General features: G+C 63.0%; 25 protein-coding genes. 17 read left to right on the top strand and 8 right to left on the bottom strand.

Features of this window, described 5'->3' with window-relative positions; all coding sequences use genetic code 11:
- Nucleotides 1-17: 17 nt before the first annotated feature.
- On the top strand, nt 18-1,349 hold the full coding sequence (locus tag NKI17_RS09085; protein ID WP_352569642.1) for a dihydroorotase: 1,332 nt from the start codon (nt 18-20) through the stop codon (nt 1,347-1,349).
- 32 nt (nt 1,350-1,381) lie between these two features.
- Here NKI17_RS09085 and NKI17_RS09080 read toward each other — a convergent pair whose 3' ends face one another.
- The 4 genes from NKI17_RS09080 to NKI17_RS09065 form a co-directional block, all read right to left on the bottom strand.
- Nucleotides 1,382-2,185 (bottom strand): hypothetical protein, encoded by an 804-nt coding sequence (locus NKI17_RS09080; protein WP_352905717.1) that lies wholly within the window; start codon nt 2,183-2,185, stop codon nt 1,382-1,384.
- Nucleotides 2,186-2,265: 80 nt separating this feature from the next.
- Nucleotides 2,266-2,523, bottom strand: coding sequence for a hypothetical protein (locus NKI17_RS09075; protein ID WP_023677749.1), 258 nt, complete (start codon nt 2,521-2,523; stop codon nt 2,266-2,268).
- A gap of 374 nt (nt 2,524-2,897) precedes the next feature.
- On the bottom strand, nt 2,898-3,275 hold the full coding sequence (locus NKI17_RS09070) for a TIGR02301 family protein (RefSeq protein WP_023677748.1): 378 nt from the start codon (nt 3,273-3,275) through the stop codon (nt 2,898-2,900).
- Between the two features lie 48 nt (nt 3,276-3,323).
- The gene (locus NKI17_RS09065; RefSeq protein WP_352569644.1) at nt 3,324-3,749 is read right to left on the bottom strand and encodes an NUDIX hydrolase; all 426 of its coding nucleotides are present in this window, start codon (nt 3,747-3,749) and stop codon (nt 3,324-3,326) included.
- 123 nt (nt 3,750-3,872) lie between these two features.
- On the opposite strand from NKI17_RS09065, the gene NKI17_RS09060 reads away from it, so the two are divergent.
- Nucleotides 3,873-4,634, top strand: coding sequence for an SOS response-associated peptidase (locus NKI17_RS09060; protein ID WP_352569646.1), 762 nt, complete (start codon nt 3,873-3,875; stop codon nt 4,632-4,634).
- A gap of 55 nt (nt 4,635-4,689) precedes the next feature.
- On the opposite strand, the gene NKI17_RS09055 is transcribed toward NKI17_RS09060, so the two are convergent.
- Nucleotides 4,690-4,839 (bottom strand): hypothetical protein, encoded by a 150-nt coding sequence (locus NKI17_RS09055; protein ID WP_352569648.1) that lies wholly within the window; start codon nt 4,837-4,839, stop codon nt 4,690-4,692.
- Nucleotides 4,840-5,253: 414 nt separating this feature from the next.
- Here NKI17_RS09055 and cysS point away from each other — a divergent pair, with 414 nt between their 5' ends.
- The 7 genes from cysS to rarD all read left to right on the top strand — a co-directional run bounded on the left by cysS (nt 5,254) and on the right by rarD (nt 11,665).
- Nucleotides 5,254-6,723, top strand: coding sequence for a cysteine--tRNA ligase (gene cysS / locus NKI17_RS09050; protein WP_352569650.1), 1,470 nt, complete (start codon nt 5,254-5,256; stop codon nt 6,721-6,723).
- Entirely contained in the window at nt 6,720-7,106 is a 387-nt protein-coding gene (locus NKI17_RS09045) for a VOC family protein (protein WP_023677743.1), read from the top strand. The genes cysS and NKI17_RS09045 overlap by 4 nt, the downstream gene beginning before the upstream one ends.
- Nucleotides 7,107-7,112: 6 nt before the next feature.
- Nucleotides 7,113-7,604, top strand: a complete 492-nt coding sequence (locus NKI17_RS09040) for a GFA family protein (protein WP_023677742.1) — start codon at nt 7,113-7,115, stop codon at nt 7,602-7,604.
- Nucleotides 7,601-8,077 (top strand): GFA family protein, encoded by a 477-nt coding sequence (locus tag NKI17_RS09035; protein ID WP_352569652.1) that lies wholly within the window; start codon nt 7,601-7,603, stop codon nt 8,075-8,077. The genes NKI17_RS09040 and NKI17_RS09035 overlap by 4 nt, the downstream gene beginning before the upstream one ends.
- A complete protein-coding gene (gene pip / locus NKI17_RS09030; protein WP_023677740.1) occupies nt 8,074-9,030 on the top strand; it encodes a prolyl aminopeptidase in 957 nt (318 codons plus the stop codon). The genes NKI17_RS09035 and pip overlap by 4 nt, the downstream gene beginning before the upstream one ends.
- The gene (gene cimA / locus NKI17_RS09025; protein WP_198023571.1) at nt 9,027-10,649 is read left to right on the top strand and encodes a citramalate synthase; all 1,623 of its coding nucleotides are present in this window, start codon (nt 9,027-9,029) and stop codon (nt 10,647-10,649) included. The genes pip and cimA overlap by 4 nt, the downstream gene beginning before the upstream one ends.
- 83 nt (nt 10,650-10,732) lie before the next feature.
- A complete protein-coding gene (rarD, locus tag NKI17_RS09020) occupies nt 10,733-11,665 on the top strand; it encodes an EamA family transporter RarD (RefSeq protein WP_352569656.1) in 933 nt (310 codons plus the stop codon).
- Between the two features lie 55 nt (nt 11,666-11,720).
- Here the strand turns inward: rarD and NKI17_RS09015 are convergent, their stop codons facing one another.
- Nucleotides 11,721-12,011 (bottom strand): muconolactone Delta-isomerase family protein, encoded by a 291-nt coding sequence (locus NKI17_RS09015; RefSeq protein ID WP_352569658.1) that lies wholly within the window; start codon nt 12,009-12,011, stop codon nt 11,721-11,723.
- Nucleotides 12,012-12,129: 118 nt separating this feature from the next.
- Here NKI17_RS09015 and NKI17_RS09010 point away from each other — a divergent pair, with 118 nt between their 5' ends.
- Nucleotides 12,130-13,017: a LysR family transcriptional regulator gene (locus NKI17_RS09010; protein ID WP_352905716.1), complete on the top strand. Its 888-nt coding sequence runs from the start codon at nt 12,130-12,132 to the stop codon at nt 13,015-13,017.
- 83 nt (nt 13,018-13,100) lie between these two features.
- Here NKI17_RS09010 and NKI17_RS09005 read toward each other — a convergent pair whose 3' ends face one another.
- On the bottom strand, nt 13,101-13,712 hold the full coding sequence (locus NKI17_RS09005; protein ID WP_352454388.1) for an LOG family protein: 612 nt from the start codon (nt 13,710-13,712) through the stop codon (nt 13,101-13,103).
- A 114-nt stretch (nt 13,713-13,826) separates the two neighbouring features.
- Between NKI17_RS09005 and NKI17_RS09000 the strand changes: the two genes are divergently transcribed.
- From NKI17_RS09000 to NKI17_RS08985, 4 genes are all read left to right on the top strand, one after another.
- Nucleotides 13,827-15,332: a LysM peptidoglycan-binding domain-containing protein gene (locus tag NKI17_RS09000; RefSeq protein ID WP_352905715.1), complete on the top strand. Its 1,506-nt coding sequence runs from the start codon at nt 13,827-13,829 to the stop codon at nt 15,330-15,332.
- Nucleotides 15,333-15,392: 60 nt separating this feature from the next.
- Nucleotides 15,393-15,767: an ArsR/SmtB family transcription factor gene (locus NKI17_RS08995; RefSeq protein WP_352905714.1), complete on the top strand. Its 375-nt coding sequence runs from the start codon at nt 15,393-15,395 to the stop codon at nt 15,765-15,767.
- A gap of 20 nt (nt 15,768-15,787) precedes the next feature.
- Nucleotides 15,788-17,674 (top strand): ABCB family ABC transporter ATP-binding protein/permease, encoded by a 1,887-nt coding sequence (locus tag NKI17_RS08990; protein ID WP_023677732.1) that lies wholly within the window; start codon nt 15,788-15,790, stop codon nt 17,672-17,674.
- An 89-nt stretch (nt 17,675-17,763) separates the two neighbouring features.
- The gene (locus NKI17_RS08985) at nt 17,764-18,111 is read left to right on the top strand and encodes an antibiotic biosynthesis monooxygenase (protein ID WP_352905870.1); all 348 of its coding nucleotides are present in this window, start codon (nt 17,764-17,766) and stop codon (nt 18,109-18,111) included.
- Between the two features lie 5 nt (nt 18,112-18,116).
- Here the strand turns inward: NKI17_RS08985 and NKI17_RS08980 are convergent, their stop codons facing one another.
- Entirely contained in the window at nt 18,117-18,983 is an 867-nt protein-coding gene (locus NKI17_RS08980; protein WP_352905713.1) for an SMP-30/gluconolactonase/LRE family protein, read from the bottom strand.
- A gap of 264 nt (nt 18,984-19,247) precedes the next feature.
- Between NKI17_RS08980 and NKI17_RS08975 the strand changes: the two genes are divergently transcribed.
- The 3 genes from NKI17_RS08975 to NKI17_RS08965 all read left to right on the top strand — a co-directional run bounded on the left by NKI17_RS08975 (nt 19,248) and on the right by NKI17_RS08965 (nt 21,277).
- A complete protein-coding gene (locus NKI17_RS08975; protein ID WP_023677729.1) occupies nt 19,248-19,946 on the top strand; it encodes a phosphatidylserine decarboxylase in 699 nt (232 codons plus the stop codon).
- 3 nt (nt 19,947-19,949) lie between these two features.
- On the top strand, nt 19,950-20,765 hold the full coding sequence (locus tag NKI17_RS08970; protein WP_023677728.1) for a CDP-alcohol phosphatidyltransferase family protein: 816 nt from the start codon (nt 19,950-19,952) through the stop codon (nt 20,763-20,765).
- Nucleotides 20,766-21,013: 248 nt separating this feature from the next.
- Nucleotides 21,014-21,277, top strand: coding sequence for a hypothetical protein (locus tag NKI17_RS08965; RefSeq protein ID WP_352578953.1), 264 nt, complete (start codon nt 21,014-21,016; stop codon nt 21,275-21,277).
- Nucleotides 21,278-21,386: the final 109 nt, after the last annotated feature.

The following is a 21,386-nucleotide window of genomic DNA, read 5'->3' as shown; positions in this document are numbered from 1 at the left end:
CAAGAGACCGGATCCGTATGGCCCCCATCTACGATCTCATCCTGACAGGCGGCACCGTGGTCAATCACGACGGCCAGGGTTTTCGCGACGTCGGCATCAATGGTGGGCGCATCGCTGCCATCGGCGACCTCCGCGAGGCGTCGGCCGATGAGACGATCGACTGCCGTGGGCTGCACATCGTTCCGGGCGTCGTCGACAGCCAGGTGCATTTCCGCGAGCCGGGCCTGGAGCACAAGGAAGATCTGGAGACGGGCTCGCGGGCAGCGGTGCTCGGCGGCGTCACCGCCGTCTTCGAGATGCCGAACACCAATCCGCTGACCACCAGTGAGGCAACCCTTGCCGACAAGGTGCGGCGTGCCACCGGCCGCATGCATTGCGACTTTGCCTTCTGGGTCGGCGGGACCCGCGACAATGCAAAAGACGCTGGCGATCTCGAGCGGCTGCCTGGTGCGGCCGGCATAAAAGTTTTCATGGGCTCGTCCACCGGCGACCTGCTGGTCGAGGACGACGAAGGCGTTGCCTCGATCCTGAGGAACACACGCCGCCGCGCCGCCTTTCACTCCGAGGACGAGTTCCGGCTGCGCGAGCGGCTTGGCGAGCGCATCGCGGGCGATCCGTCCTCACATCCGGTGTGGCGCGACGAGATCGCTGCGTTGCGCTGCACCGAGCGCCTTGTGCGAATCGCGCGCCAGGTCCGCGCCCGGATCCATGTGCTGCACATCTCGACCGCCGAGGAGATAGGCTTCCTCGAACAGCACAAGGATGTCGCGACCTGCGAGGCGACGCCGCATCATCTGACGCTGAGCGCCGATGATTATGCGCAGTTGGGCACCCTGATCCAGATGAACCCGCCGGTGCGCGCCACGCGCCATCGCGACGGGGTCTGGTACGGCGTTGCGCAAGGCATCGTTGATGTGCTCGGCTCCGACCATGCGCCGCACACGCTGGCCGAGAAGGCAAAGCCTTATCCGGCGTCGCCGTCCGGCATGACCGGGGTGCAGACTTTGGTGCCGATCATGTTGGATCATGTCAACGCCGGCCGGCTGACGTTGCAGCGCTTTGTCGACCTGACCAGCCACGGCCCGCAACGCATATTCGGCATCGCCAGGAAAGGCCGCATTGCCGCCGGCTACGATGCCGATCTGACCATCGTCGATCTGAAGCGCCGCGAGACCATCGCCAACGCCCAGCAAGGCTCCAAGGCCGGCTGGACGCCTTATGACGGCAGGCAGGTGACCGGCTGGCCGGTCGGCACCATCGTGCGCGGCCGGCGCGTGATGTGGGAAGGCGAGATCGTCACGCCGGGCCAGGGTAGGGCGGTGGAGTTTTCCGAGGCGTTGGCGGGCTAAGCTCCTGTCTCCAAGAGACCATGCTTAGCCACTCAATCGCCGGCGACGAAGAACGTCCATTGTCCGGTCGGCGTGATGCCGACGCGGTAGAAAATGTAGGCACCGAACTGCTTCATGTCGTCATAGTCGCTGGCGGTGACGATCTTGAACAGCTCGACCCGTTGTCTGGCGTCGAGCTTGTCCAGCAGCAGGGCGAAGAAATAGGGCCAGACATAGAGATCCTGCGGCGTGCCGGCATCGACATGGACAAAACCGGCACTGAGCACTTCTTCCAGGATGGCGAGGATCTCCTGGCCTTCCGTATCGCCCGAAAGGCCCTTCAGGAAGGCGATCGGGTCGCCCTCGATGTCGCCCAGCGACAATTGGGTCATCATGTCTCCCGTGCCGATCAGCGGCCGAAGTTTTTCGATGTCGCCGCTTTTGCACGCCTCGACTATCAGATCGTGCATGCGCCTGACCGGTTCCGGCAACTTGGCCAGGTCGTAGACGACTTCGGGCACGGGCGCGTCCGGATCGACATGCGGATTGGCCATGCCGCCATCGTTGGCCGGCCCTTTCGGTTCGGTTTGTTCCGGCTCGTCGGATGGCGTCGGCCGGCTGGTCGGTGGTGGCGTCGTGCCGAGCGGGCCGGGCATCGGCACGGTACTTCCGGGCGGCGACATGTCACCGTCGGGTGGCGGCGTGACCGGTGAGGGAAGGTCTTCGCGCTTGATCTCGCTGAGGGCGTGAGCGGGACTGCTCGCAAGAAACAGTGCAAGGGGAATCGTGGCGCAGGAAGCAGTAAGCCAAATGCTGAGGACCAGGCCGCGCGGCTTGCCTGATATCGAAAAATTCACCGCCTGCTACTCCCTGGTTCCAGCCCATCCATGTGCCCGGACATGATGTCCGGCGGCGCGCCGTCGTCAAAGAACCGGGGTCAGTGCCGCAGTCTTTCGGGCTCGAAGGCCCCGGCAATCACCTTTTCACGCATGCGATCGAGCAGGGCAAGCGCCGAGGTCTCGCCATTGGTGCGCAGCATTTCGCCGAATGCCGTTTCGAGGGCTGCCTCGGCGATGATTTCCGGCTCGATCCCGGCCGACAATCCTTCTGCCCAGGCTTCGCTGTGGCTTTCCACGGCGGTCAGGCGCTTTTCTTCCCTGACCAGCGCGTCGATGTCGTTGACGCCATGTTCCATTGCGATTTCCACCCTTTCAAGCGGTGATCCGTTGGACAGGGATCAAGCTTGAGTTGTCCCTTTTACACGCAGGCGCAGTAAGTATTTGTAAATACGACATTTTTTTGGTCGTCTTCTACAAATTCCGTCGCGTCCAGCAAACCTGCGTCCGATCCGATTCAAACTTAGCCGATTAGGCCGGCCAAGGGGACGGAAACCTTCAGTTTGAGTTAATTTCACATTCGCGCGCTAACGTTTCGTTAACATAGTTGCAAAAGTGCAACATCAGGTTTGCACCAAGACCTCACCCGAGGCAAGCGGAGAAGTGTCGAACGCGTCCGCCGCCCACAGCGCCGGCGGTTGATGCCGGTTTGCCGGAACGGCAGCTGCCGTCGTCAGTTTCCGTAGCGCGAAGCGATGTCGCGAGACAGCGTCTCGCCTTCCTTCATGTAGCGGCTGATGGCTTCCGTCGCCGAGGCGGTGCATTGCGTATAAGTACCGCCGAACGACCGGTAGCCGCGGTTGAAGCTGGCGATGAAGCGGGCGCGCCGCTCCGGGTTCGGATTTTCCGATGCGATCAGTTTTTCCATCTCGGCTCGCCACCGATCGCCCTTCTCGCCACACAGATTACGCAGGAAATGCAGCGAGCCGAGCACTTCCGCCAGCCGCATCAGCCCGGGCTCGAACGGTGCTTCGGCGGCAATCGCCGGGCGCGCACCGACAACCACACTGACGGCGAGGCATGCGGCGAGAAAAGAAGACGTGCGGCTCATGAGTCCTTGTGCTGAAACAATTTGTCGCCTGCAAGGCGATTCTCTGGCTCAGATCTCGCCGTCTTTGTTGGGACCGAGTAGATCGTCGGCAATTTCAAACACTGCATCGGCGAGCGGCATCGCTGTCATTTCGGCCAGCGTATAGAAAGCCGCGGTCTCGGCGTCGTCGCTGGCCACCGCCTCGCCGCCAGCATAATCGGCCCCAAACACCGTCAGCCAGTAGTCGACCGGATGCCCGTCGCCGCTGCCGTCGATGTGGATTTCCCGCAGCGGCCGGTAGCGGCGCGCCTGCAATCCGGTCTCTTCCAGCAATTCGCGCCGTGCTGCCTGTTCCAGCGTCTCGCCGGCTTCGACCTTGCCGCCGGGAAAGGCATGGAGGCCTTGCGAGGGCGGCCTGGCCCGCTTGACCAGCAGCACCGTGTTCTCGCGCACGACGCAGACCGAGACTGCCGGAATGATCTTGCGTGCTTCCATGGGCTTCGGATCGCTCGATTGGCATAGCCCGTTGTGGACCGGCCGTCGGCGAACAGCTTTAGCGGTTGCGAAAGGCGGGTTCCATGGCCACTTTCACATGCCACCAATTCGAGAGCTGAATTCATGTGCGGACGCTTTGCTTTGACGGCCACTCCGGACCAGACCGCCGCCTTTCTCAGCCTGGCGGAACTTGAGGAGTTTCCGGCCCGCTACAACATCGCGCCGACGCAGCCGGTGCTGATGGCGCTCGCCGGATTGCCGCGGGCGGCGGGCTCGAACCTGCCCGACCGCCGCTCGATGCTGGTGCGCTGGGGCCTGATCCCGGCCTGGGTCAAGGATACGCGTAACTTCCCGCTGCTGTTCAACGCGCGTTCTGAGGGGGCTTCGGAAAAGGCGTCGTTTCGCGCTGCCATGCGCCATCGCCGCGCCCTGGTACCGGCTTCGGGATTCTACGAATGGCACCAAACCGGTGGCAGAAGTGGGCAGCCCTATTGGGTGCGGCCAAGGCGTGGCGGGCTTGTCGCCTTCGCTGGGCTGATTGAGACCTATGCCGAGCCGGGCGGCTCGGAAATGGACACCGGCGCCATTCTGACCGCCCACGCCAATGCCGATACTGCCCATATCCACGACCGCATGCCGGTGGTGATCCATCCCGAAGATTTCGCGCGCTGGCTGGATTGCCGCACGCTCGAGCCGCGCGATGTGGCCCATCTGCTGAGACCCGCCCAGCCCGATTTCTTCGAAGCGATCCCGGTTTCCGACCTCGTCAACAAGGTCGTCAATACCGGGCCGCAGATTCAGGAGAAGGGCGTCGTCGAGCCTGAGCCCGAGAAGGTCAGGCGCCAGAAGTCCGGCGCGAACGACAGTCAGATGAATTTATTTTAGCAAAAGCTACTATTGCTGGTGCGCCGTGAGCGCCTCAACCTTCCCGACGGCATTCTCAGGCAGCGCGCGGCGAAACGATCTTCTGCGCCGGCTTCTTCTTCTTCGCGGTGTGCAGAAGAGCTGCGACGATTGCTGCCGGGCCGATCGCCCGGTAGTGGCTGGCGAGCGCCGGTTGCTTGACGCGGTTGGATTCTTGCTTAGGCATTGTTCTCTTCCCTGGTAACGTCTTCGTGTCTGCGTTTGCTGGCCGAATCCGACCAAATCGTGACGCTTGCTGATCTAGCCGGCGAATGTTTCATCACAGTGCCGACCTGTTTAATAAAATGTTTCAGTGGCTCAATTCCTGTGAGCCAACGATATTTTTGGCGAAGGTAGCGACTTGACGGCAACACCGGGCAAGGCGATAAAGCCGGCCATGAAAACGTCTTTCGCCATTTGTGGCATTTGCATTATCGGCTAGCCTCGCGCTGGTCCTGGACGTTTTCGCCTCATCTCCTCCCAGATTGGACAAACGCCCCGGCCAGCAGGCTGGACCCCGATTTGCGCCTCGGCGTAACCGACTCCATCCAGAGCACGATCCCAAAAGATCATGCCAAAGTAACGCACCGGGAACGCACGTATGTCTGACGCATCGAAGAGCCTGCGCCTCTACAATACGCTAACGCGGAGCAAGGACGATTTCTTCCCGATCGATCCGCGCAACGTGCGCATGTATGTCTGCGGCCCGACAGTCTACGACTTCGCCCATATCGGCAATGCGCGGCCGGTGATCGTCTTCGACGTGCTGTTCCGTTTGCTGCGCCATCTCTACGGGCAAGCGCACGTCACTTACGTCCGCAACATTACGGACGTCGACGACAAGATAAACGCCCGCGCACTGCGCGATTTCGGCGGCGAGATTGCCTCTGGCAGGCTGTCGCTGAACGAAGCGATCAGGCGGGTCACCGAAAAGACCGCCGACCAGTTCCACAAGGACGTGGCGGCGCTCGGTTGCCTGGAGCCGACGGTCGAGCCGCGCGCCACCGAGTTCGTCGAGCCCAGGCCCGACGGCAAGGTCGACATGATCTTCTTGATTCAGCGCTTGATCGAACGCGGCCATGCCTATGTCGCGGCTGGAGAAGTCCTGTTCGACACCGCTTCCATGCCGGATTACGGGCAGTTGTCGAAGCGCAATCTCGACGAGCAGCAGGCAGGCGCGCGCGTCGCCGTCGATGCGCACAAGAAGAACCCGCAGGATTTCGTGCTGTGGAAATTGTCTTCGCCCGAGGAGCCGGGCTGGGACAGCCCGTGGGGCAGGGGTCGGCCAGGCTGGCACATCGAGTGCTCGGCGATGTCGGCCGCCTATCTCGGCGAGGTGTTCGACATCCATGGCGGTGGTATCGACCTGATCTTTCCGCACCACGAGAACGAGATCGCGCAATCGCGTTGCGCCCACGGCACCGAAACGATGGCCAAGATTTGGATGCACAACGGTTTCCTGCAGGTCGAGGGCCAGAAGATGTCCAAGAGCCTGGGCAATTTCTATTCGATCACCGAATTGCTGGAGACGGATACCTTTGGCGGCCGCAAATGGCCGGGCGAGGTGCTCAGGCTGGCGATGCTGATGACGCACTATCGCGAGCCGATCGACTTCTCCGTGCGCAAGCTGGAAGAGGCGGAGAATACGCTGCGCAAATGGAAGCGGGCGGCTGATCTGGCGCCGCCGACGGCAAAGCCGGTGCCGGCGGATGTGATCGAAGCGCTGTCGGATGACCTTGCCACCTATGCCGCATTCCAGTTGCTGACGCAGTTGGCTGGTGATGCTGTTGATTTCAACGCAGGTAGCGGCAAGGCAGCCGCCGAAGACAACGATGCTGCCGCTTCACTGAAGGCATCGCTTCTGTTCCTCGGCTTCGACATCGCAACAGCCAAGGTGGATGAAGACGCCATTGCCAAGGCGATCGCCAAACGCCTCGCGCTGATCGCCGCCAAGAACTGGGCCGAGGCCGACCGCATCCGCGACGAGTTGCTGACGCAAGGCATCCAGTTGAAGGACGGCAAGGACCCCGTCACCGGCGAACGCATCACCACCTGGGAGGTAAAAAGATGATCGATCATCTCGGCATCACCGTTTCGGATTTCGACGCGTCGAAGGCTTTTTACGACAGGGCGATAGCGCCGCTCGGCGCCTCGCTGCTTTACATGGTGCCGCAGGAATATACCGGCGGCGCCAAGGTCGGCGGCTACGGCCGCGACCGGCCGGTGTTTTGGCTGCATGCCGGCAAGGACAAGCCGAAGGATCATCAGCATGTCGCCTTCACCGCTCGCAGCCGCGCCGAGGTCGATGCCTTTCACGCCGCGGCGATTGCCGCCGGCGGCAAGGACAATGGCGGGCCGGGCCTGCGCCCGCACTACCATCCGAACTATTATGGCGCCTTTGTTTTCGATCCCGACGGCAACAATGTCGAGGCGGTTTGCCATGCCCCGGAGTAGTGCGCGATGAGCCTCGACAACAGACCGGTCTATACAGGCGGCTGCCAGTGCGGCGCGGTGCGCTTCCGCGTCGAAGGAGCTCTCGGCGATGCTTCCGTATGCCATTGTCGCATGTGCCAGAAGGCGAGCGGCAATTTCTACCTGCCGCTGGTCTCGGTGCGCGGCGCAAGGCTGGACTGGACGCGCGGTGAGCCCAAACGCTTCCGCTCGTCCAACGCGGCTTTGCGCGGTTTCTGCGCCGAATGCGGCACGCCGCTGACCTTCGAAGCGCCCGACGGGGTGGCCCTCGCCATCGCCACATTCGACCACCCCGAGGAGATCGCCCCGACCATCCAATGGGGTGTAGAAGCCAAGCTCCCGTACGTGGATCACGTCCACGAATTGCCAGGTGAGGAAACGATGGCCGACGTCTCGTCGGCCTCCTATCTCGCCGATCTCGTCTCCTACCAACATCCCGACCACGACACCGAACAATGGCCGCCGGAGGAAAAATCATGACCGAAACCGTTCGTACCGGCGGCTGCCAGTGCGGCGCCGTGCGCTTCCGCATCCACGGGGCGCTCGGCCGCTCGTCCATTTGTCATTGCCGCATGTGCCAGAAACAGTTCGGGTCGTTTTTCGGCGCGCTGGTGACAGTGCCGAGCGACGGGGTCGAATGGGTGCGCGAGGAGCCGAGTTACTTTCAGTCGTCGGTCAACATCGATCGCGGCTTCTGCGCCCGCTGCGGCACACCGCTGACCTACCGCCAGCCCGGCGCGCTGGAGATCGCCATCGGCGCCTTCGACGACCGTTCCGATCTGGCGCCGCAGATCCAGGTTAACTACGCCGCCAGGCTGCCTTGGGTCGAGACGATCTTCGACGCGCCGATCCATGACGACCCGGATTTCTACGCGCGACAGGAATCCATCATCTCCTTCCAGCATCCCGATCACGAGACGGCCAACTGGCCGCAGCAGGGCCTGAAATTATGAGCAGCGAATTCCGTACCCTCTATCCCGAGATCGAGGCTTTCGAGTCCGGCATGCTCGACGTTGGCGATGGCCATCAGGTCTATTGGGAGCGCTCCGGCACCAGAGGGGCCAAGCCGGCTGTCTTCCTGCATGGCGGGCCGGGCGGCACCATTTCGCCAAAGCACCGGCGGCTGTTCGATCCGAAGCTGTACGATGTCATCCTGTTCGACCAGCGCGGCTGCGGAAAATCGACGCCCAATGCCTCGCTTGAAGCCAACACCACCTGGCACCTGGTCGCCGACATCGAGCGCCTGCGAAAAATGTGCGGCTTCGACAAATGGCTGGTGTTCGGCGGTTCGTGGGGTTCGACGCTGGCGCTGGCCTATGCCGAGACCCACCCCGAGCGGGTCAGCGAACTGGTCGTGCGCGGCATCTACACGCTGACCCGCGCCGAACTCGAATGGTACTACCAGTTCGGCGTGTCGGAGATGTTCCCCGACAAGTGGGAGCGGTTTCTGGCGCCGATCCCGGAGGCCGAGCGCGGCGACATGATGGCCGCCTACCGCAAACGGCTGGTCGGCAGCGATCCTGTGGCGCAGGTCGAGGCCGCCCGCGCCTGGAGCCTGTGGGAAGGCGAGACGATCACGCTGCTGCCGGAACCGGAAACCAGCGGTCCCTTCGGCCAGGATGATTATGCCCTGGCTTTCGCCCGCATCGAGAACCACTATTTCGTCCATGCCGGCTGGCTGGAAGAGGGACAGCTGCTGCGCGATGCATGGAAGCTTAAGGATATCCCGGGTACCATCGTTCACGGCCGCTACGACATGCCGTGCCCGGCGCGCTACGCCTGGGCGCTGCACAAGGCGTGGCCGCAAGCGGATTTCCATCTGATCGAAGGCGCCGGCCACGCCTATTCGGAGCCGGGCATCCTCGACAGGCTGATCCGCGCAACGGACATGTTTGCCGGGAAATGACCATGGCTCGCGAGCGCCTTTATCTGTTCGACACCACGCTGCGCGATGGTCAGCAGACGCCGGGTGTCGACTTCTCCGTCGAGGACAAGATCGCCATCGCCAAGCTGCTCGACGAGTTCGGCATCGACTACGTCGAGGGCGGCTACCCCGGCGCCAATCCAACCGACACCGCCTTCTTTGCCGAGCGCCGCACGGCCGATGCCAAGTTCGTTGCCTTTGGCATGACCAAACGGGCAGGAGTGTCGATCTCGAACGATCCTGGGCTTGGCGCGCTGGTCCAGTCGAAGTCGGACGCCATCTGCTTCGTCGCCAAGAGTTGGGACTACCATGTCCGCGTCGCGCTCGGCTGCACCAATGAGGAGAACCTCGAGGCGATCAAGGCCTCGGTCGAGGCGGCGCTCACTGCCGGCAAGGAGGCGATGGTCGACTGCGAGCATTTCTTCGACGGCTTCAAGGCCAATCCAGATTATGCGCTGGCCTGCGCCAGGACGGCCTACGATGCCGGCGCGCGCTGGGTGGTGCTGTGCGACACCAATGGCGGCACGCAGCCCTCCGAGGTGCGCGCCATCGTCGAAAAGGTGATCGCCGCCGGCATACCGGGCGATCATCTCGGCATCCACGCCCATGACGACACCGGCCAGGCGGTGGCGAATTCGCTTGCCGCCGTGGAGGCCGGCGTGCGCCAGATCCAGGGCACGCTGAACGGCATCGGCGAGCGCTGCGGCAACGCCAACCTGATCTCGATCGTGCCGACATTGGCGTTGAAGCCGGCCTTTTCGGGCCGCTTTGCTACAGGCATTTCGGCAGAAGCGTTGACCGGTATATCGCGCCTGTCCCGCGCCTTCGACGAGTTGCTGAACCGCGCGCCCGAAGCGCAAGCGCCCTATGTCGGCGCCTCCGCTTTCGCCACCAAGGCCGGCATCCATGCCTCGGCGCTGGCCAAGGAGCCGGCGACCTACGAGCATGTGCCGCCAGAGACTGTCGGCAACCGCCGCCGCGTCATGGTTTCGGACCAAGGTGGCAAGGCCAATTTCCTCGCCGAGCTGAAGCGGCGCGGCATCGACATGCCCCGGGATGACCATCGCCTCGATGCGCTGATCGCTGTAGTCAAGGAACGTGAGGCGGAGGGCTACGCGTACGAAGGCGCCGACGCCAGCTTCGAGCTTCTGGCGCGCAAGATGCTGCATGGCCTGCCGGAATTCTTCCGCGTCACCTCGTTCCGCTGCATGGTCGAGCGCCGCTTCGACGCCAACGGCCAGCTGAAGACGGTCTCGGAGGCGATCGTGAAAGTGCTGGTCGAGGGCGAGGAGAAGATGTCGGTCGCCGAAGGCCATGGCCCGGTCAACGCGCTCGACATTGCGCTGCGCAAGGATCTCGGCAAATTCCAGAGCGAGATCGCCGATCTCGAACTGGCCGACTTCAAGGTGCGTATCCTCAATGGCGGCACCGAGGCGATCACCCGCGTGCTGATCGAATCGCATGACGGCACCGGTGCGCGCTGGTGGACAGTCGGTGTCTCCGAAAACATCATCGATGCTTCGTTCCAGGCGCTGATGGATTCGATCGTCTACAAGCTGATGAAGAACCGCGACATGGCGGGATTGGCGGCGGCGGAATAGCGTTGAACCATCAGCGAGACTCCATTGATCCATCAGCAATTTGCGATGGTTTTGGGCAAGCCGCTGGCGCATAGCCTTGGGCCATGGCTACCCAAGCACTTCAAATCGAGGCCGATACCAAAGCTCGTCGCGGCTTCCTGCTGGCGCTCGGCGCCTACCTGCTTTGGGGGCTGCTGCCCTTCTACATGAAGGCTGTCGCGCATCTGCCGCTGGCCGAAGTCATTGCCCACCGCATCGTCTGGTCGGTGCCGATCGCGGCCGCTGTCCTGGTCTGGGCCGGCCGCACTGCCGATTTCAAAGCGGCAGTTCGTTCACCGCGCATCATTTCGATGGCGGTGCTGACGGCGGCGCTGATCTCGGTCAACTGGGGCATCTATGTCTGGGCGATCGCGGTCGACCGCACCATCGAGACCGCGCTCGGCTACTACATCAACCCGCTGGTCAGCGTCGTTGTCGGCGCGCTGCTCCTCGGCGAGCGGCTCGACCGCCTGCAGATCGCGGCGGTGGTGCTGGCGGCAATCGCGGTCGCGGTGCTGACCATCGACGCCGGCAAACTGCCCTGGGTGTCGCTGGTGCTAGCCTTTTCCTTTGCCGCCTATGGCTTCTTCCGCAAGACGCTGCCAATCGGCCCGAGCCAGGGCTTCCTGCTTGAAGTGCTGCTGCTGTCGGTGCCGGCACTCGGCTACATCATCTTCCTGATCGCCACAGGACAGGATCATTTCGTCTCCAGCTCGCTGAACGACACCGCCTTGCTGATCGGCTGCGGTCCGGTCACCGCCGTGCCTCTGCTGTTGTTTGCGTTCGGCGCCAGGCTGCTGCGCCTCTCCACCATCGGCATCATGCAATATATCGCGCCGACGATCGTCTTTTTGATCGCGGTGCTGATTTTCGGCGAACCCTTCGGCAGTGTTCAGGCCATAGCCTTCGGGCTGATCTGGGCGGCACTGGCGATGTACTCCTGGTCGATGTTTTCTTCGGCGCGCAAGACCGTTTCCGCATCAGCTCGAGCCGCGTAACGAAGAAAGGCGGCTGGCCGGTCTTAATGCCGGCAGCCGCGTCTTTCACGAGCGCTCAGCGCTTCGGCCCGAAGCCGGGATATGGCTGCAGCGGCACGACGGCGGCAATATCCATCATGCCGGCCTTGACCAGCGGTAAAGTTGCAAGATGGTGGCGCACATCGACATCGCTGCCGGCTTCGAACATCATGCCGCTGCCGGGAATGTCGCCCCGATTCCACACCTGACGCACGGCGCCTTCGGCATAGAGCGTGCGGCGCTGCTCGGCCTCGCCAGGCAGCAGCGGCGCGAAATCGGCGTCGGTGAACTTTTCGGTGTTGCGCGCAAGAAGGGCAAAGAACTGCATCGGAATCTCCTGATGTTGGCCGTTGGAATGGCGGAAATATTCGCTTCTGCTGGCCAGACAGTCCAAGACTGATTAGGCTAAATTTGAGACCTCACGGGACTTGAGCATCGAAGCAACAATGTTCGACCTGCGCCAGCTCCGCTATTTCATCACGGTGGCCGAAACCGGCAACGTCGGGCGTGCCGCCGAATTGCTGCACATCTCGCAGTCGCCGCTCAGCCGTCAGATCATTCAGCTGGAGGAGCAGCTGGGCGTCGCACTGTTCGAGAGGGCGAGGCAGCGTGTTCATCTCAATGCCGAGGGCCGCGCTTTTCTTGCCGAGGCGCGTGCGCTGCTGGCCCATGCAGGACGGCTGGAGGAGCTCGGCCGCAATCTCGCCAGCGGTACGGTCGGCCGTCTCGCCATCGGTTATGTGGAAGGTGCGGTCCATGCCGGGCTTGTCGCTCGGATGCTGCGCCAGTTTCGCCGCGACCGGCCCGAATTTCATCTTCAACTGAAGGGTCAGCGTTCCGCCGCCCAGATCGAAGCGCTGCGCGAACGATCGCTCGATCTGGGCCTTGTCTACACGCCTCCTTCTGCCGACGATCCCGACATCGCCGCCATGCTCATCATGCGCGAGCCGCTGGTTCTGGCGATGCCGGAAGGCGATTCATTGGCCGAAATCGCGGAGATACTGCCGCAGCAACTGGACGGACGCACCTGGATCACGGTGGTGCGCCAGCCTGACGACACCAACCGCAGCCAATTTCTCGCCGCCTGCGCGAAGTCGGGCTTCCTGCCCGACATTGCCTATGAGACGACCGATCCGCTGACGTCGTTGGGCTTGGTCAGCGCCGGGCTTGGGCTGGCGACGGTGCAGGCCAGCCTGCGGAGTGCCGCCCCGCCTCAGATCGTGTTTCGCGATCTGCCGTGGTTCGAACGCACCGTCTCGATCCATCTCGTCTGGCGGCGTCAGGACAAGCGTGCGGTCATCGGAGACTTGAGGAAGGCAGTAGGGAAGGAGTGAATAGAGTGAATAGTGAATAGTGAATAGACAGGCGCCGGTTTGGAAAGTCTTCACCATTCACCATTCACCATTCACCATTCACTCTACATCTTATCAATCACCGACTGCACGCCCTCCGTCGGTGCATCGACGGAGGATCCCGCCACCATGATAGCGGCGACGATTGCTTCCGGATCCTCGACCACCAGCGGCTTGACCCGTTGCGCCGTGTGGATGAAGCCCTCCGTTGCCATGTGGTCGAGCAACGCCAGCATCGGATCCCAGAACCCGCCGACGTTGCCGAAGACGATCGGCTTGCGGTGATGGCCGAGCTGTGCCCAAGTCATGATCTCGACGATCTCCTCGACGGTGCCGATGCCGCCGGGCAACGCCACAAAGGCGTCGGATTTCTCGAACATCCTGTGCTTGCGCTGGTGCATGTTGTCGGTGACGACGAGCTCGTCGAGCCGGTTAAGCGCGGTTTCGGTCGCCTCCCTGTTGATCAGAAAACGCGGAATTATGCCGGTTACCTTGCCACCGGCCTTTAATGCCCCTTCAGCGACGGCACCCATGATACCTTTAGTGCCGCCGCCATAAATCAGACGCAGGCCGGACTTGGCGATCGAGCGGCCAAGCAGGTGTCCGGCCTTGATATAGGTTTCATCTCGGCCCGGGGACGAGCCGCAATAGACGCAGACAGATCGAATCGTGTTCATGTTATGATTGGTGATAGGGACTATTGGCATGGTCAAGCCCTGGGGCGGGCTTTTTCTTGTCGGCTTTGGTAAAACAGGCTAGACCGAAATTAGGTGGCTAAGGGGCAGGGAAACATGGCAATTAATCCATTGAAGGCGTTTTTGTTCGCGGCTGGCGGCTCTGTCGCCGCGGCGGGAACCGCCTATGTATCGGGCGCGCTCGACCCGTATCTCAATTCTACCCGGCCTGCGGAGGTCGCGGCGCTGACGCCGCCGGCTTCGAAACCGGCCACTCCGGCGACCGAGGGCCGCCTGCCGCCTGCGCCCGCCGCGTCCACCGATGCCGCAGCGCCCGCCGCGCCGGCCACAGCAGGTGCAATCGTGCCGACCTTCGACATCGTGCGCGTCGAAAGCAACGGCTCGATCGTCGTCGCCGGCAATGCGGCGCCCAACGCCAAGGTAGAGATTCTTAACGGTTCGGCTGTGCTCGGCTCGACGGTCGCCGGCCCTGACGGCGCCTTTGCCATTATTCTCGACGATCCGCTGAAGCCCGGCGACTATACGATCACGCTGCGCTCTACGGCTGGCAATGTCGTGACCGCCTCGGCGCAGACCGCCGTCGTTTCGATCCCCCAGAATTCCACCGGCCAGGTGCTGGCAATGGTCGAGGAGCCGGGCAAGCCGTCCGAACTGCTCACTGTTCCGGCCCCTCAGGCGAGATCTGACGCCTCGCCGCCTGTCGGCGAACAGGCGGCCGTTCAGCCACCCGCCACCGGCACCGAATTGCCGGCTGCCGCAGCGCCGGCGCCAGCCGCCCCGGCGGCTGATGTTCCAGCAGCGCCTGCTCCTGCCGCGCCGGCCGCTGTTGAAGGCGCGCCGGCTCCGGCAGCACCCGCCACACCGGCAGCGCCCGCTACTCCCGCGGTGGAGCCGAAGATCGTCGTCGAAGCTGTCGAAATCGACGGCAGCAAGATTTTCGTTGCCGGCCTCGCCGATCCCGGCCGCAAGGTGCGTGCCTATGCCAACGATATCCTGCTCGGTGACGCGAAGACCTCGCCCGACCGCCACTTCCTGGTCGAAGCGACACGCGACATCCCGGTCGGCACCTACACCATCCACGTCGATGCGCTCGACGCCGACGGCGTGACGGTGGTGGCCCGTGCGGCTGTGCCGTTCGAGCGCGAGCCAGGTGAGGCGGTTGCGGCCGTGGCGCCGGCCGAGCAGAAGCCTGCCGGGGTAAAACAAGCCGAGCCGAATGCTCCGGCGACCGAAGCCGCACCGGCAACGGCCGCCGAAACGCCCGCAACTGCCCCCACTCCTACAACCGAGGCCCCGGCCGAAATGGCTGTCGCAACGCCTCCGGGCGAAACTCCCGAGACCGTGGCGCCAAAGCTCGAACATGCCGATGGCGCAGTCATCATCCGCCGCCATGACACGCTGTGGCGGATTTCGCGGCGGGTCTATGGCCAGGGCATGCGCTACTCGACCATCTATCTCGCCAACCAGGACCAGATCAGCAATCCGAACCGCATCTGGCCGGGGCAGGTGTTCAAGGTGCCGGAGAAATCGAAGGAAGGCGAGCCCGCCGATCTCAAGGCAATGGGCGACCAGATGACGACGGCGCCAGTCAAGACCGAGTAGCCGTTCTGCCCATCAGGATAGCTTGCGGCAGCGCCAGTCATCGTTTATCGCCGATGGACGATGACCGAATCCCCCCTCGTAACGGAGCGAAGCCGCGCGGCAGATGAACGCGCGCCGGCCAACTGCACGCCGGCCAACTGCACGCCGGATAGCCGCGCTGTCGCTGTCCGGCTCGCGGCCCTTTCGCATCCAGCGCGGATCGAAATTCTCAAACACCTTTCCGCAAGCCGTTCCTGCTGCTGTCGCGAGGTCGTCGAGCATCTCGACCTGGCGCAGTCCACCGTTTCCCAGCATTTGAAGATCCTGGTCGAGGCCGGGCTGATCCGCTTCGAGCCTGACCGCCAGCGCTCGCGCTATGAGCTCGACCGCGCCGCGCTCGCCGATGTTTCGGCATCGCTGGCCGCGCTGGTCGATTCCTGCTGCTCCGGCCGCTAAAATCATAAAGGTAAACAAGAATGGCCGAGAAAACCGTTTCCGCAGATTCCGGCTCGACCTTCAGAACGTTGCGCAATCTCTGGCCCTATATGTGGCCGGCCGACCGCGCCGACCTGAGGGCGCGCGTGGTGTGGGCAACCGTACTGCTGGTTGTCGCCAAGCTGACCCTGGTGGCCGGACCCTATTTCTTCAAATGGGCGACCGACGCACTGGCCGGCGATAGCAAATCGCCGCCGCCGCTGCCGGCCCTGCTGCTGGCGCCGGTCATGCTGGTCGTCGCCTACAATGCCGTGCGGCTGGTGCAGCTCGGCTTCAACCAGTTGCGCGACGCCCTGTTTGCACGGGTCGGCCAGCATGCGGTGCGCCGGCTCGCCTTCCGCACCTTCGTGCACATGCACGAACTGTCGCTGCGCTTCCACCTCGAACGGCGCACCGGCGGACTGTCGCGCGTCATCGAGCGCGGCACCAAGGGCATCGAGACGATCGTCCGCTTCACCATGCTGGCGACGGCGCCGACAATCGTCGAATTCGCGCTCACCGCCGGCATCTTCGCCGTCACCTATGGCTGGCTATACGTCTTGGTGATCGCGGTCACGGTCTGGCTCTATGTCTGGTTCACCGTCAGGGCGAGCGATTGGCGTATTTCGATCCGCCGTGAGATGAACGAAAGCGACAATGAAGCCAGCACGAAGGCGATCGACTCGCTGCTCAACTACGAAACAGTCAAATATTTCAATAATGAAGCCATGGAGGCCGAGCGGTTCGACCGGTCCACGGCGCGCTATGAGTTGGCGGCGACCAGGACCTGGACCTCGCTTGGCTGGCTGAACTTCGGCCAAGGTGTGATCTTCGGTATCGGCATGACCGTCGTCATGGTGATGTCGGCGCTCGAGGTGAAGGCGGGCACACAGAGCGTCGGCGATTTCGTCTTCGTCAACGCCATGCTCATGCAGCTTTCGGTGCCGCTGAATTTCATCGGCATGATCTACCGCGAAATTCGCCAGGGCCTGACCGACATCGAAAACATGTTCGATCTGCTCGACGTCAAGCGTGAGATCGTCGATCGGCCGGGCGCCAAGCCGCTGGTCGTCGATGCCGGCAGGGTCGAGTTCCGCGACGTACATTTTTCCTACGACCCCAACCGCAAGATCCTGAAGGGCATCAGCTTCGAGGTGCCAGCCGGCAAGACGGTGGCCATCGTCGGCCCCTCCGGAGCCGGCAAGTCGACCATTTCGCGGCTTTTGTTTCGCTTCTACGACATCCAGCGCGGCAAGATTCTGATCGACGGCCAGGACATTCGCGATGTGACGCAGGAGAGCTTGCGCGCTGCCATCGGCATGGTGCCGCAGGACACGGTGCTGTTTAACGACACCATCGCCTACAACATCCGCTACGGCCGCGTCGGCGCCAGCGAGGAGGATGTGCGCAAGGCGGCAGAACTGGCCCAGATCGGACCATTCATCGAGCGGCTGCCCGACGGCTATCGCTCAATGGTCGGCGAGCGCGGATTAAAACTGTCCGGCGGCGAGAAGCAGCGGGTGGCGATTGCCCGCACCATTTTGAAGGCACCGCCGATCCTGATGCTCGACGAGGCGACCTCGGCGCTGGACAGCCACACCGAGCAGGAGATCCAGGCGGCACTCGACCTGGTCAGCCAGGGCCGCACCACCCTCGTCATCGCCCATCGGCTGTCCACAGTGATTTCGGCCGACGAGATCATCGTCCTGCAGGATGGCCAGATCGCCGAGCGCGGCACCCATGTCGCCTTGATAGCCAAGCGCGGCCTTTATGCATCGATGTGGGACCGCCAGCGCGAGGCAAGCGAGGCCGAGGAGCGGCTGCGCATCGCCCGCGAAAGCGACGAGTTCGGCGTCGTCGTCCGCCGCCGCACCTCGGAGGTGAGCTGAAAATTCGTGCTTGACCTCAACTTAAGTTGAGATCGTAGGCCGTTTTGGATCGCAGCAAGATGCGTCGTTCAAAAACGGAGGCAATCGATATGAATGGGACAAATCAGGCAGTTAGTGGCGGCAGTGTATTCCGGGTGGACAAGTTTGTCGTTCCGGCCAACGCCCGCGAGGAGATTCTTGCCAAGGTCCGGATGACGCATGATTTGCTGCGCCAGCAGCAAGGGTTCGTCCAGGATTTCCTGCTTGAGCAATTCTCGGGGCCGGGCGAGTTCAACCTCGTGACCATTGTCGAATGGGAAGGGCAGGCCGCCGTCGACAAGGTCGTGCCGATCATCAAGGCCGCGCATGAGCGCAGCGGCTTCAATCCTCAGGAGACCATCGCGCGACTTGGCGTCAAGGCCGATATTGCCAACTATCAGCGGATTCCCGGGATGTAAGCTCTCTACGGCCAGCCGGCGCCCGGCGCAGTAGCGTCGACGCTGAGCACTTGGCCGGTACGGGCATCGCTGATCATATGTTCGAAGCCGCGCCATTCGGCTGCGACGATGAACAGCGTTTTTCCCTTGCTGCCGCCGAGCATGCAGGCAAAACAGCCGCGATCGACGTCGACGCTTTCGAGCATTGCACCGCCCTCGCACACCCGCACGCAATGCCGGTTGGGAACGTCGGCGTACCACGCCGCACCTTCGGCATCTAGGCAGATGCCATCGGGAAAACCGTTGCCGAGATTGGCCCAGACCCTCCGGTTGGAAAGGCCACCATCGGCAGCGATGTCGAAGGCGGTCAGCCGGTTTGCGTGGGACTCGGCAACGACCAGCGTCTTGTTGTCAGGCGTCACCGCCATGCCATTGGCGAAGGCGAGGTTATCAGCCACCTGCTGAACCGAGCCGTCAGGCGCGACCAGCACGATGGCGCCGGGGCCGAAATGCTGGCCGGGACCCGGAGCAGGCCCACCGCCATTGACGTATATGTTGCCGCGCCCGTCGACCACGATCTCGTTCCACGGACTCTTCGACAGGTGTCTCAGATCGGCATGGGTGACCAGCCTCCCGTCTGCCTCCTGCCTGAGGATCAGCCCTTCGCAGCCGGAGACGACAAGCAGGCGCCCGTCCGGCAGCCAGTCAATGGAATAGGGCAGGGTGGCCGGCACGGTGAGCGCGATCTCGCTGTTGCCTAGGGCGTCAACGGCGATGATCTGGCCTGTGCCCCAGTTGCAGAACCACAGCCGGCCATCGTGCCAGCGCGGTGACTCGCCGAAGGCCAAGCCGTTCATCACCACTTGCACTTGCCTAGCTGCTGATTTCTGCATGGGCCGAGAACCTCCGGGTTTGCGCAAATCGTCATGGCCGAAAGGCCGATGAGAGGCGCTGTCTTGCCAAGGACGGGCGAGAGTGCTGCGTTCCGACAATCGCAATGAACATTTCCGGTTGATCGCTTCGGCAGTCCGGATGCTGCTAACGGCATCCTGAAACGGCGGCGACCGCCACCCCCCGAGCGCTCTCATTGTCGCGTTGCGACCGCGGGGTGTTTCCGCTATTGAGGCCGGACTTGGAACCAAGGTTGCCCTCATCCCATGAGCCTCGTTGACACGATCAAGAATGCGTTCGTTCCGATCCATCGCGAGGGTTATCCCTTTATCGCTGCGTTCGGCGCGGCGACGCTCTTTCTTGGCTACTTCTCCTCGACCCTGTTCTGGATCGGTCTCATCCTGACGGCCTGGTGCGCCTATTTCTTCCGCGATCCCGAGCGTGTCACGCCGATCGATGACCGGCTGGTTGTCAGCCCGGCCGACGGCATCGTCTCGGCGGTTGGCCCGGCCGTGCCGCCGCGCGAGCTTGGCCTCGGCGGCGGTGAAATGACCCGCATCTCGGTGTTCATGAACGTCTTTTCCTGCCACGTGAACCGCTCCCCGGTGCGCGGCCGCATTTCCAGGATCGAGCATCGGCCAGGAAAATTCCTCAACGCCGAACTCGACAAGGCAAGCACCGAGAACGAGCGCAACGGGCTGGTCATCGAAAGCCCCAATGGAACGGTCGCCGCGGTACAGATTGCCGGCCTGGTGGCGCGGCGCATCGTCTGCTGGGCCGAGCCCGGCGGCGCCATCGGCACCGGCGAGCGCTTCGGGCTGATCCGCTTTGGCTCGCGCGTCGATGTATTCCTGCCCTCGACCGCGACGCCGCGCGTCGCCGTCGGCCAGACCGCGGTTGGCGGTGAGACGGTGCTGGCGGAATTCGGCGGCGTTGCGGCAACGCCGCTCGTGCGGATCTCCTGACCGGTGGCCCCGCCGTTCAAGAAATTCGAGGCGCATGGCGGCGGTGGCCCGCGCATTCGCGAAATCCCGATGCGCATGGTGCTGCCCAATCTGGTCACGGTGCTCGCCATCTGCGCCGGCCTGTCCGGTATTCGCTTCGGCTTCGAGGGCCGCTTCGAGCCAGCGGTGGTGATGGTGCTGCTCGCGGCCTTCCTCGATGGTATCGACGGCCGTCTGGCGCGAATGCTGAAGGCGACTTCCAAATTCGGCGCCCAGATGGATTCGCTGGCCGATATCGTCAATTTCGGCGTGGCACCGGCGCTGGTGCTCTATGCCTTTCTGCTCGACAGGGCAGGTTCGCCGGGCTGGATCGCCGCGCTGCTGTTCACCATCGCCTGTGGGATGAGGCTTGCCCGTTTCAACGTGCTCGACGAAGAGCTCGACCGTCCGCAGTGGCAGACCGAATATTTCGTCGGCGTGCCGGCGCCGGCGGGTGCGGTGCTGGTGATGCTGCCGCTCTATCTGTTCTTCCTCAGGCTTGGGCTTGAACCCAGCCGCCTGGCAGCCTTCATTGCCACCGGCTTTACAATATTGGTGGCGTTCCTGCTGGTCAGCAGACTGCCCGTCTATTCCGGCAAGAGCGTCAGGATACCGGGCGACAGGGTGCTGCCGATCATCCTCGCAGTCGTCCTCTACGTCCTGCTTTTGATGACCTATCCCTGGTATACGCTGACGGCCTCGGTTGCCGGCTATCTGGTCTTCTTGCCGTTCAGCGTGCGCGCCTATTCGAGACGCGCCAAGCGCGAAGGCGAGAAGGTGCCGTCCTCGGATATTGGTTGACAGATTTGATGCCAGTTCGCGTTGCGCCTGGCAGTGCATGATTCCGAAAAGGATCGTCCGTTTAGACTCAGGACCGGCTCACACAGCGCGCGGCGCTGTGGAATGCACCTCAAAAACCCGTTTTCGGAACTTGCTGGGCGGCTAGACCGTTTGTGTTTGGTAGGTCCGTCTGAGCGGCTGCTCGTGGTACGTCGTCTACGTCGCGCAAGCTGCCGCATCGGGCGCAGAGCCATCGGAAACGAGGAGAAATGGCTGTCATCCTCATCGGCGTGTTACTGACTGTCGCCGGCCTCGTCTATATGGCGGTAGCAGCCATCATGCGCGGGCGGCTTAGTGAACCGGCCGCTGTCTCCACCGCGCCGGACAGTCCGACGCCTAATCTCGCAACACCAGGTCCGACCCTGGAGCCGCGGCGGCGCGGGCTCCGTTTTCTCGGCCTGTCGCAGAACTGGCCGGGCCTGCTGATGATGGCCGTCGGCGCCATTCTGCTGTTGTCGGTGGTGGTCTTCTAATGCATTCGCGCAAAAGTGTGCAGCGGTTTTGCGATAACGGCATGCATAAAAGCAAGAATCTAATGCGCGTCGCGCACAAGGCCGGTCGAACGCGCCGCGCTTTAGAGTT

It is taken from the genome of Mesorhizobium sp. M0816 (genome assembly GCF_040320005.1).
Taxonomy (GTDB): Bacteria; Pseudomonadota; Alphaproteobacteria; order Rhizobiales; family Rhizobiaceae; genus Mesorhizobium.
This window is presented reverse-complemented; position numbering and strand designations above follow the sequence as displayed.

Excerpts from the sequence above, each read along its gene's own strand:
- NKI17_RS09070 (WP_023677748.1), bottom strand. The coding sequence starts at position 3,275 with ATGAGCCGCACGTCTTCTTTTCTCGCCGCATGCCTCGCCGTCAGTGTG.
- NKI17_RS08995 (WP_352905714.1), top strand. The coding sequence starts at position 15,393 with ATGACCGAATCCCCCCTCGTAACGGAGCGAAGCCGCGCGGCAGATGAA.
- NKI17_RS08975 (WP_023677729.1), top strand. The coding sequence starts at position 19,248 with ATGAGCCTCGTTGACACGATCAAGAATGCGTTCGTTCCGATCCATCGC.
- NKI17_RS08985 (WP_352905870.1), top strand. The coding sequence starts at position 17,764 with ATGAATGGGACAAATCAGGCAGTTAGTGGCGGCAGTGTATTCCGGGTG.
- NKI17_RS09005 (WP_352454388.1), bottom strand. The coding sequence starts at position 13,712 with ATGAACACGATTCGATCTGTCTGCGTCTATTGCGGCTCGTCCCCGGGC.
- NKI17_RS09035 (WP_352569652.1), top strand. The coding sequence starts at position 7,601 with ATGACCGAAACCGTTCGTACCGGCGGCTGCCAGTGCGGCGCCGTGCGC.
- NKI17_RS09065 (WP_352569644.1), bottom strand. The coding sequence starts at position 3,749 with ATGGAAGCACGCAAGATCATTCCGGCAGTCTCGGTCTGCGTCGTGCGC.
- NKI17_RS08990 (WP_023677732.1), top strand. The coding sequence starts at position 15,788 with ATGGCCGAGAAAACCGTTTCCGCAGATTCCGGCTCGACCTTCAGAACG.
- cimA (WP_198023571.1), top strand. The coding sequence starts at position 9,027 with ATGACCATGGCTCGCGAGCGCCTTTATCTGTTCGACACCACGCTGCGC.
- NKI17_RS09045 (WP_023677743.1), top strand. The coding sequence starts at position 6,720 with ATGATCGATCATCTCGGCATCACCGTTTCGGATTTCGACGCGTCGAAG.
- NKI17_RS09000 (WP_352905715.1), top strand. The coding sequence starts at position 13,827 with ATGGCAATTAATCCATTGAAGGCGTTTTTGTTCGCGGCTGGCGGCTCT.
- pip (WP_023677740.1), top strand. The coding sequence starts at position 8,074 with ATGAGCAGCGAATTCCGTACCCTCTATCCCGAGATCGAGGCTTTCGAG.
- NKI17_RS09055 (WP_352569648.1), bottom strand. The coding sequence starts at position 4,839 with ATGCCTAAGCAAGAATCCAACCGCGTCAAGCAACCGGCGCTCGCCAGC.
- NKI17_RS08965 (WP_352578953.1), top strand. The coding sequence starts at position 21,014 with ATGGCTGTCATCCTCATCGGCGTGTTACTGACTGTCGCCGGCCTCGTC.
- NKI17_RS09015 (WP_352569658.1), bottom strand. The coding sequence starts at position 12,011 with ATGCAGTTCTTTGCCCTTCTTGCGCGCAACACCGAAAAGTTCACCGAC.
- NKI17_RS09040 (WP_023677742.1), top strand. The coding sequence starts at position 7,113 with ATGAGCCTCGACAACAGACCGGTCTATACAGGCGGCTGCCAGTGCGGC.
- NKI17_RS09075 (WP_023677749.1), bottom strand. The coding sequence starts at position 2,523 with ATGGAACATGGCGTCAACGACATCGACGCGCTGGTCAGGGAAGAAAAG.
- NKI17_RS09010 (WP_352905716.1), top strand. The coding sequence starts at position 12,130 with ATGTTCGACCTGCGCCAGCTCCGCTATTTCATCACGGTGGCCGAAACC.
- NKI17_RS09085 (WP_352569642.1), top strand. The coding sequence starts at position 18 with ATGGCCCCCATCTACGATCTCATCCTGACAGGCGGCACCGTGGTCAAT.
- NKI17_RS09060 (WP_352569646.1), top strand. The coding sequence starts at position 3,873 with ATGTGCGGACGCTTTGCTTTGACGGCCACTCCGGACCAGACCGCCGCC.
- rarD (WP_352569656.1), top strand. The coding sequence starts at position 10,733 with ATGGCTACCCAAGCACTTCAAATCGAGGCCGATACCAAAGCTCGTCGC.
- NKI17_RS08980 (WP_352905713.1), bottom strand. The coding sequence starts at position 18,983 with ATGCAGAAATCAGCAGCTAGGCAAGTGCAAGTGGTGATGAACGGCTTG.
- cysS (WP_352569650.1), top strand. The coding sequence starts at position 5,254 with ATGTCTGACGCATCGAAGAGCCTGCGCCTCTACAATACGCTAACGCGG.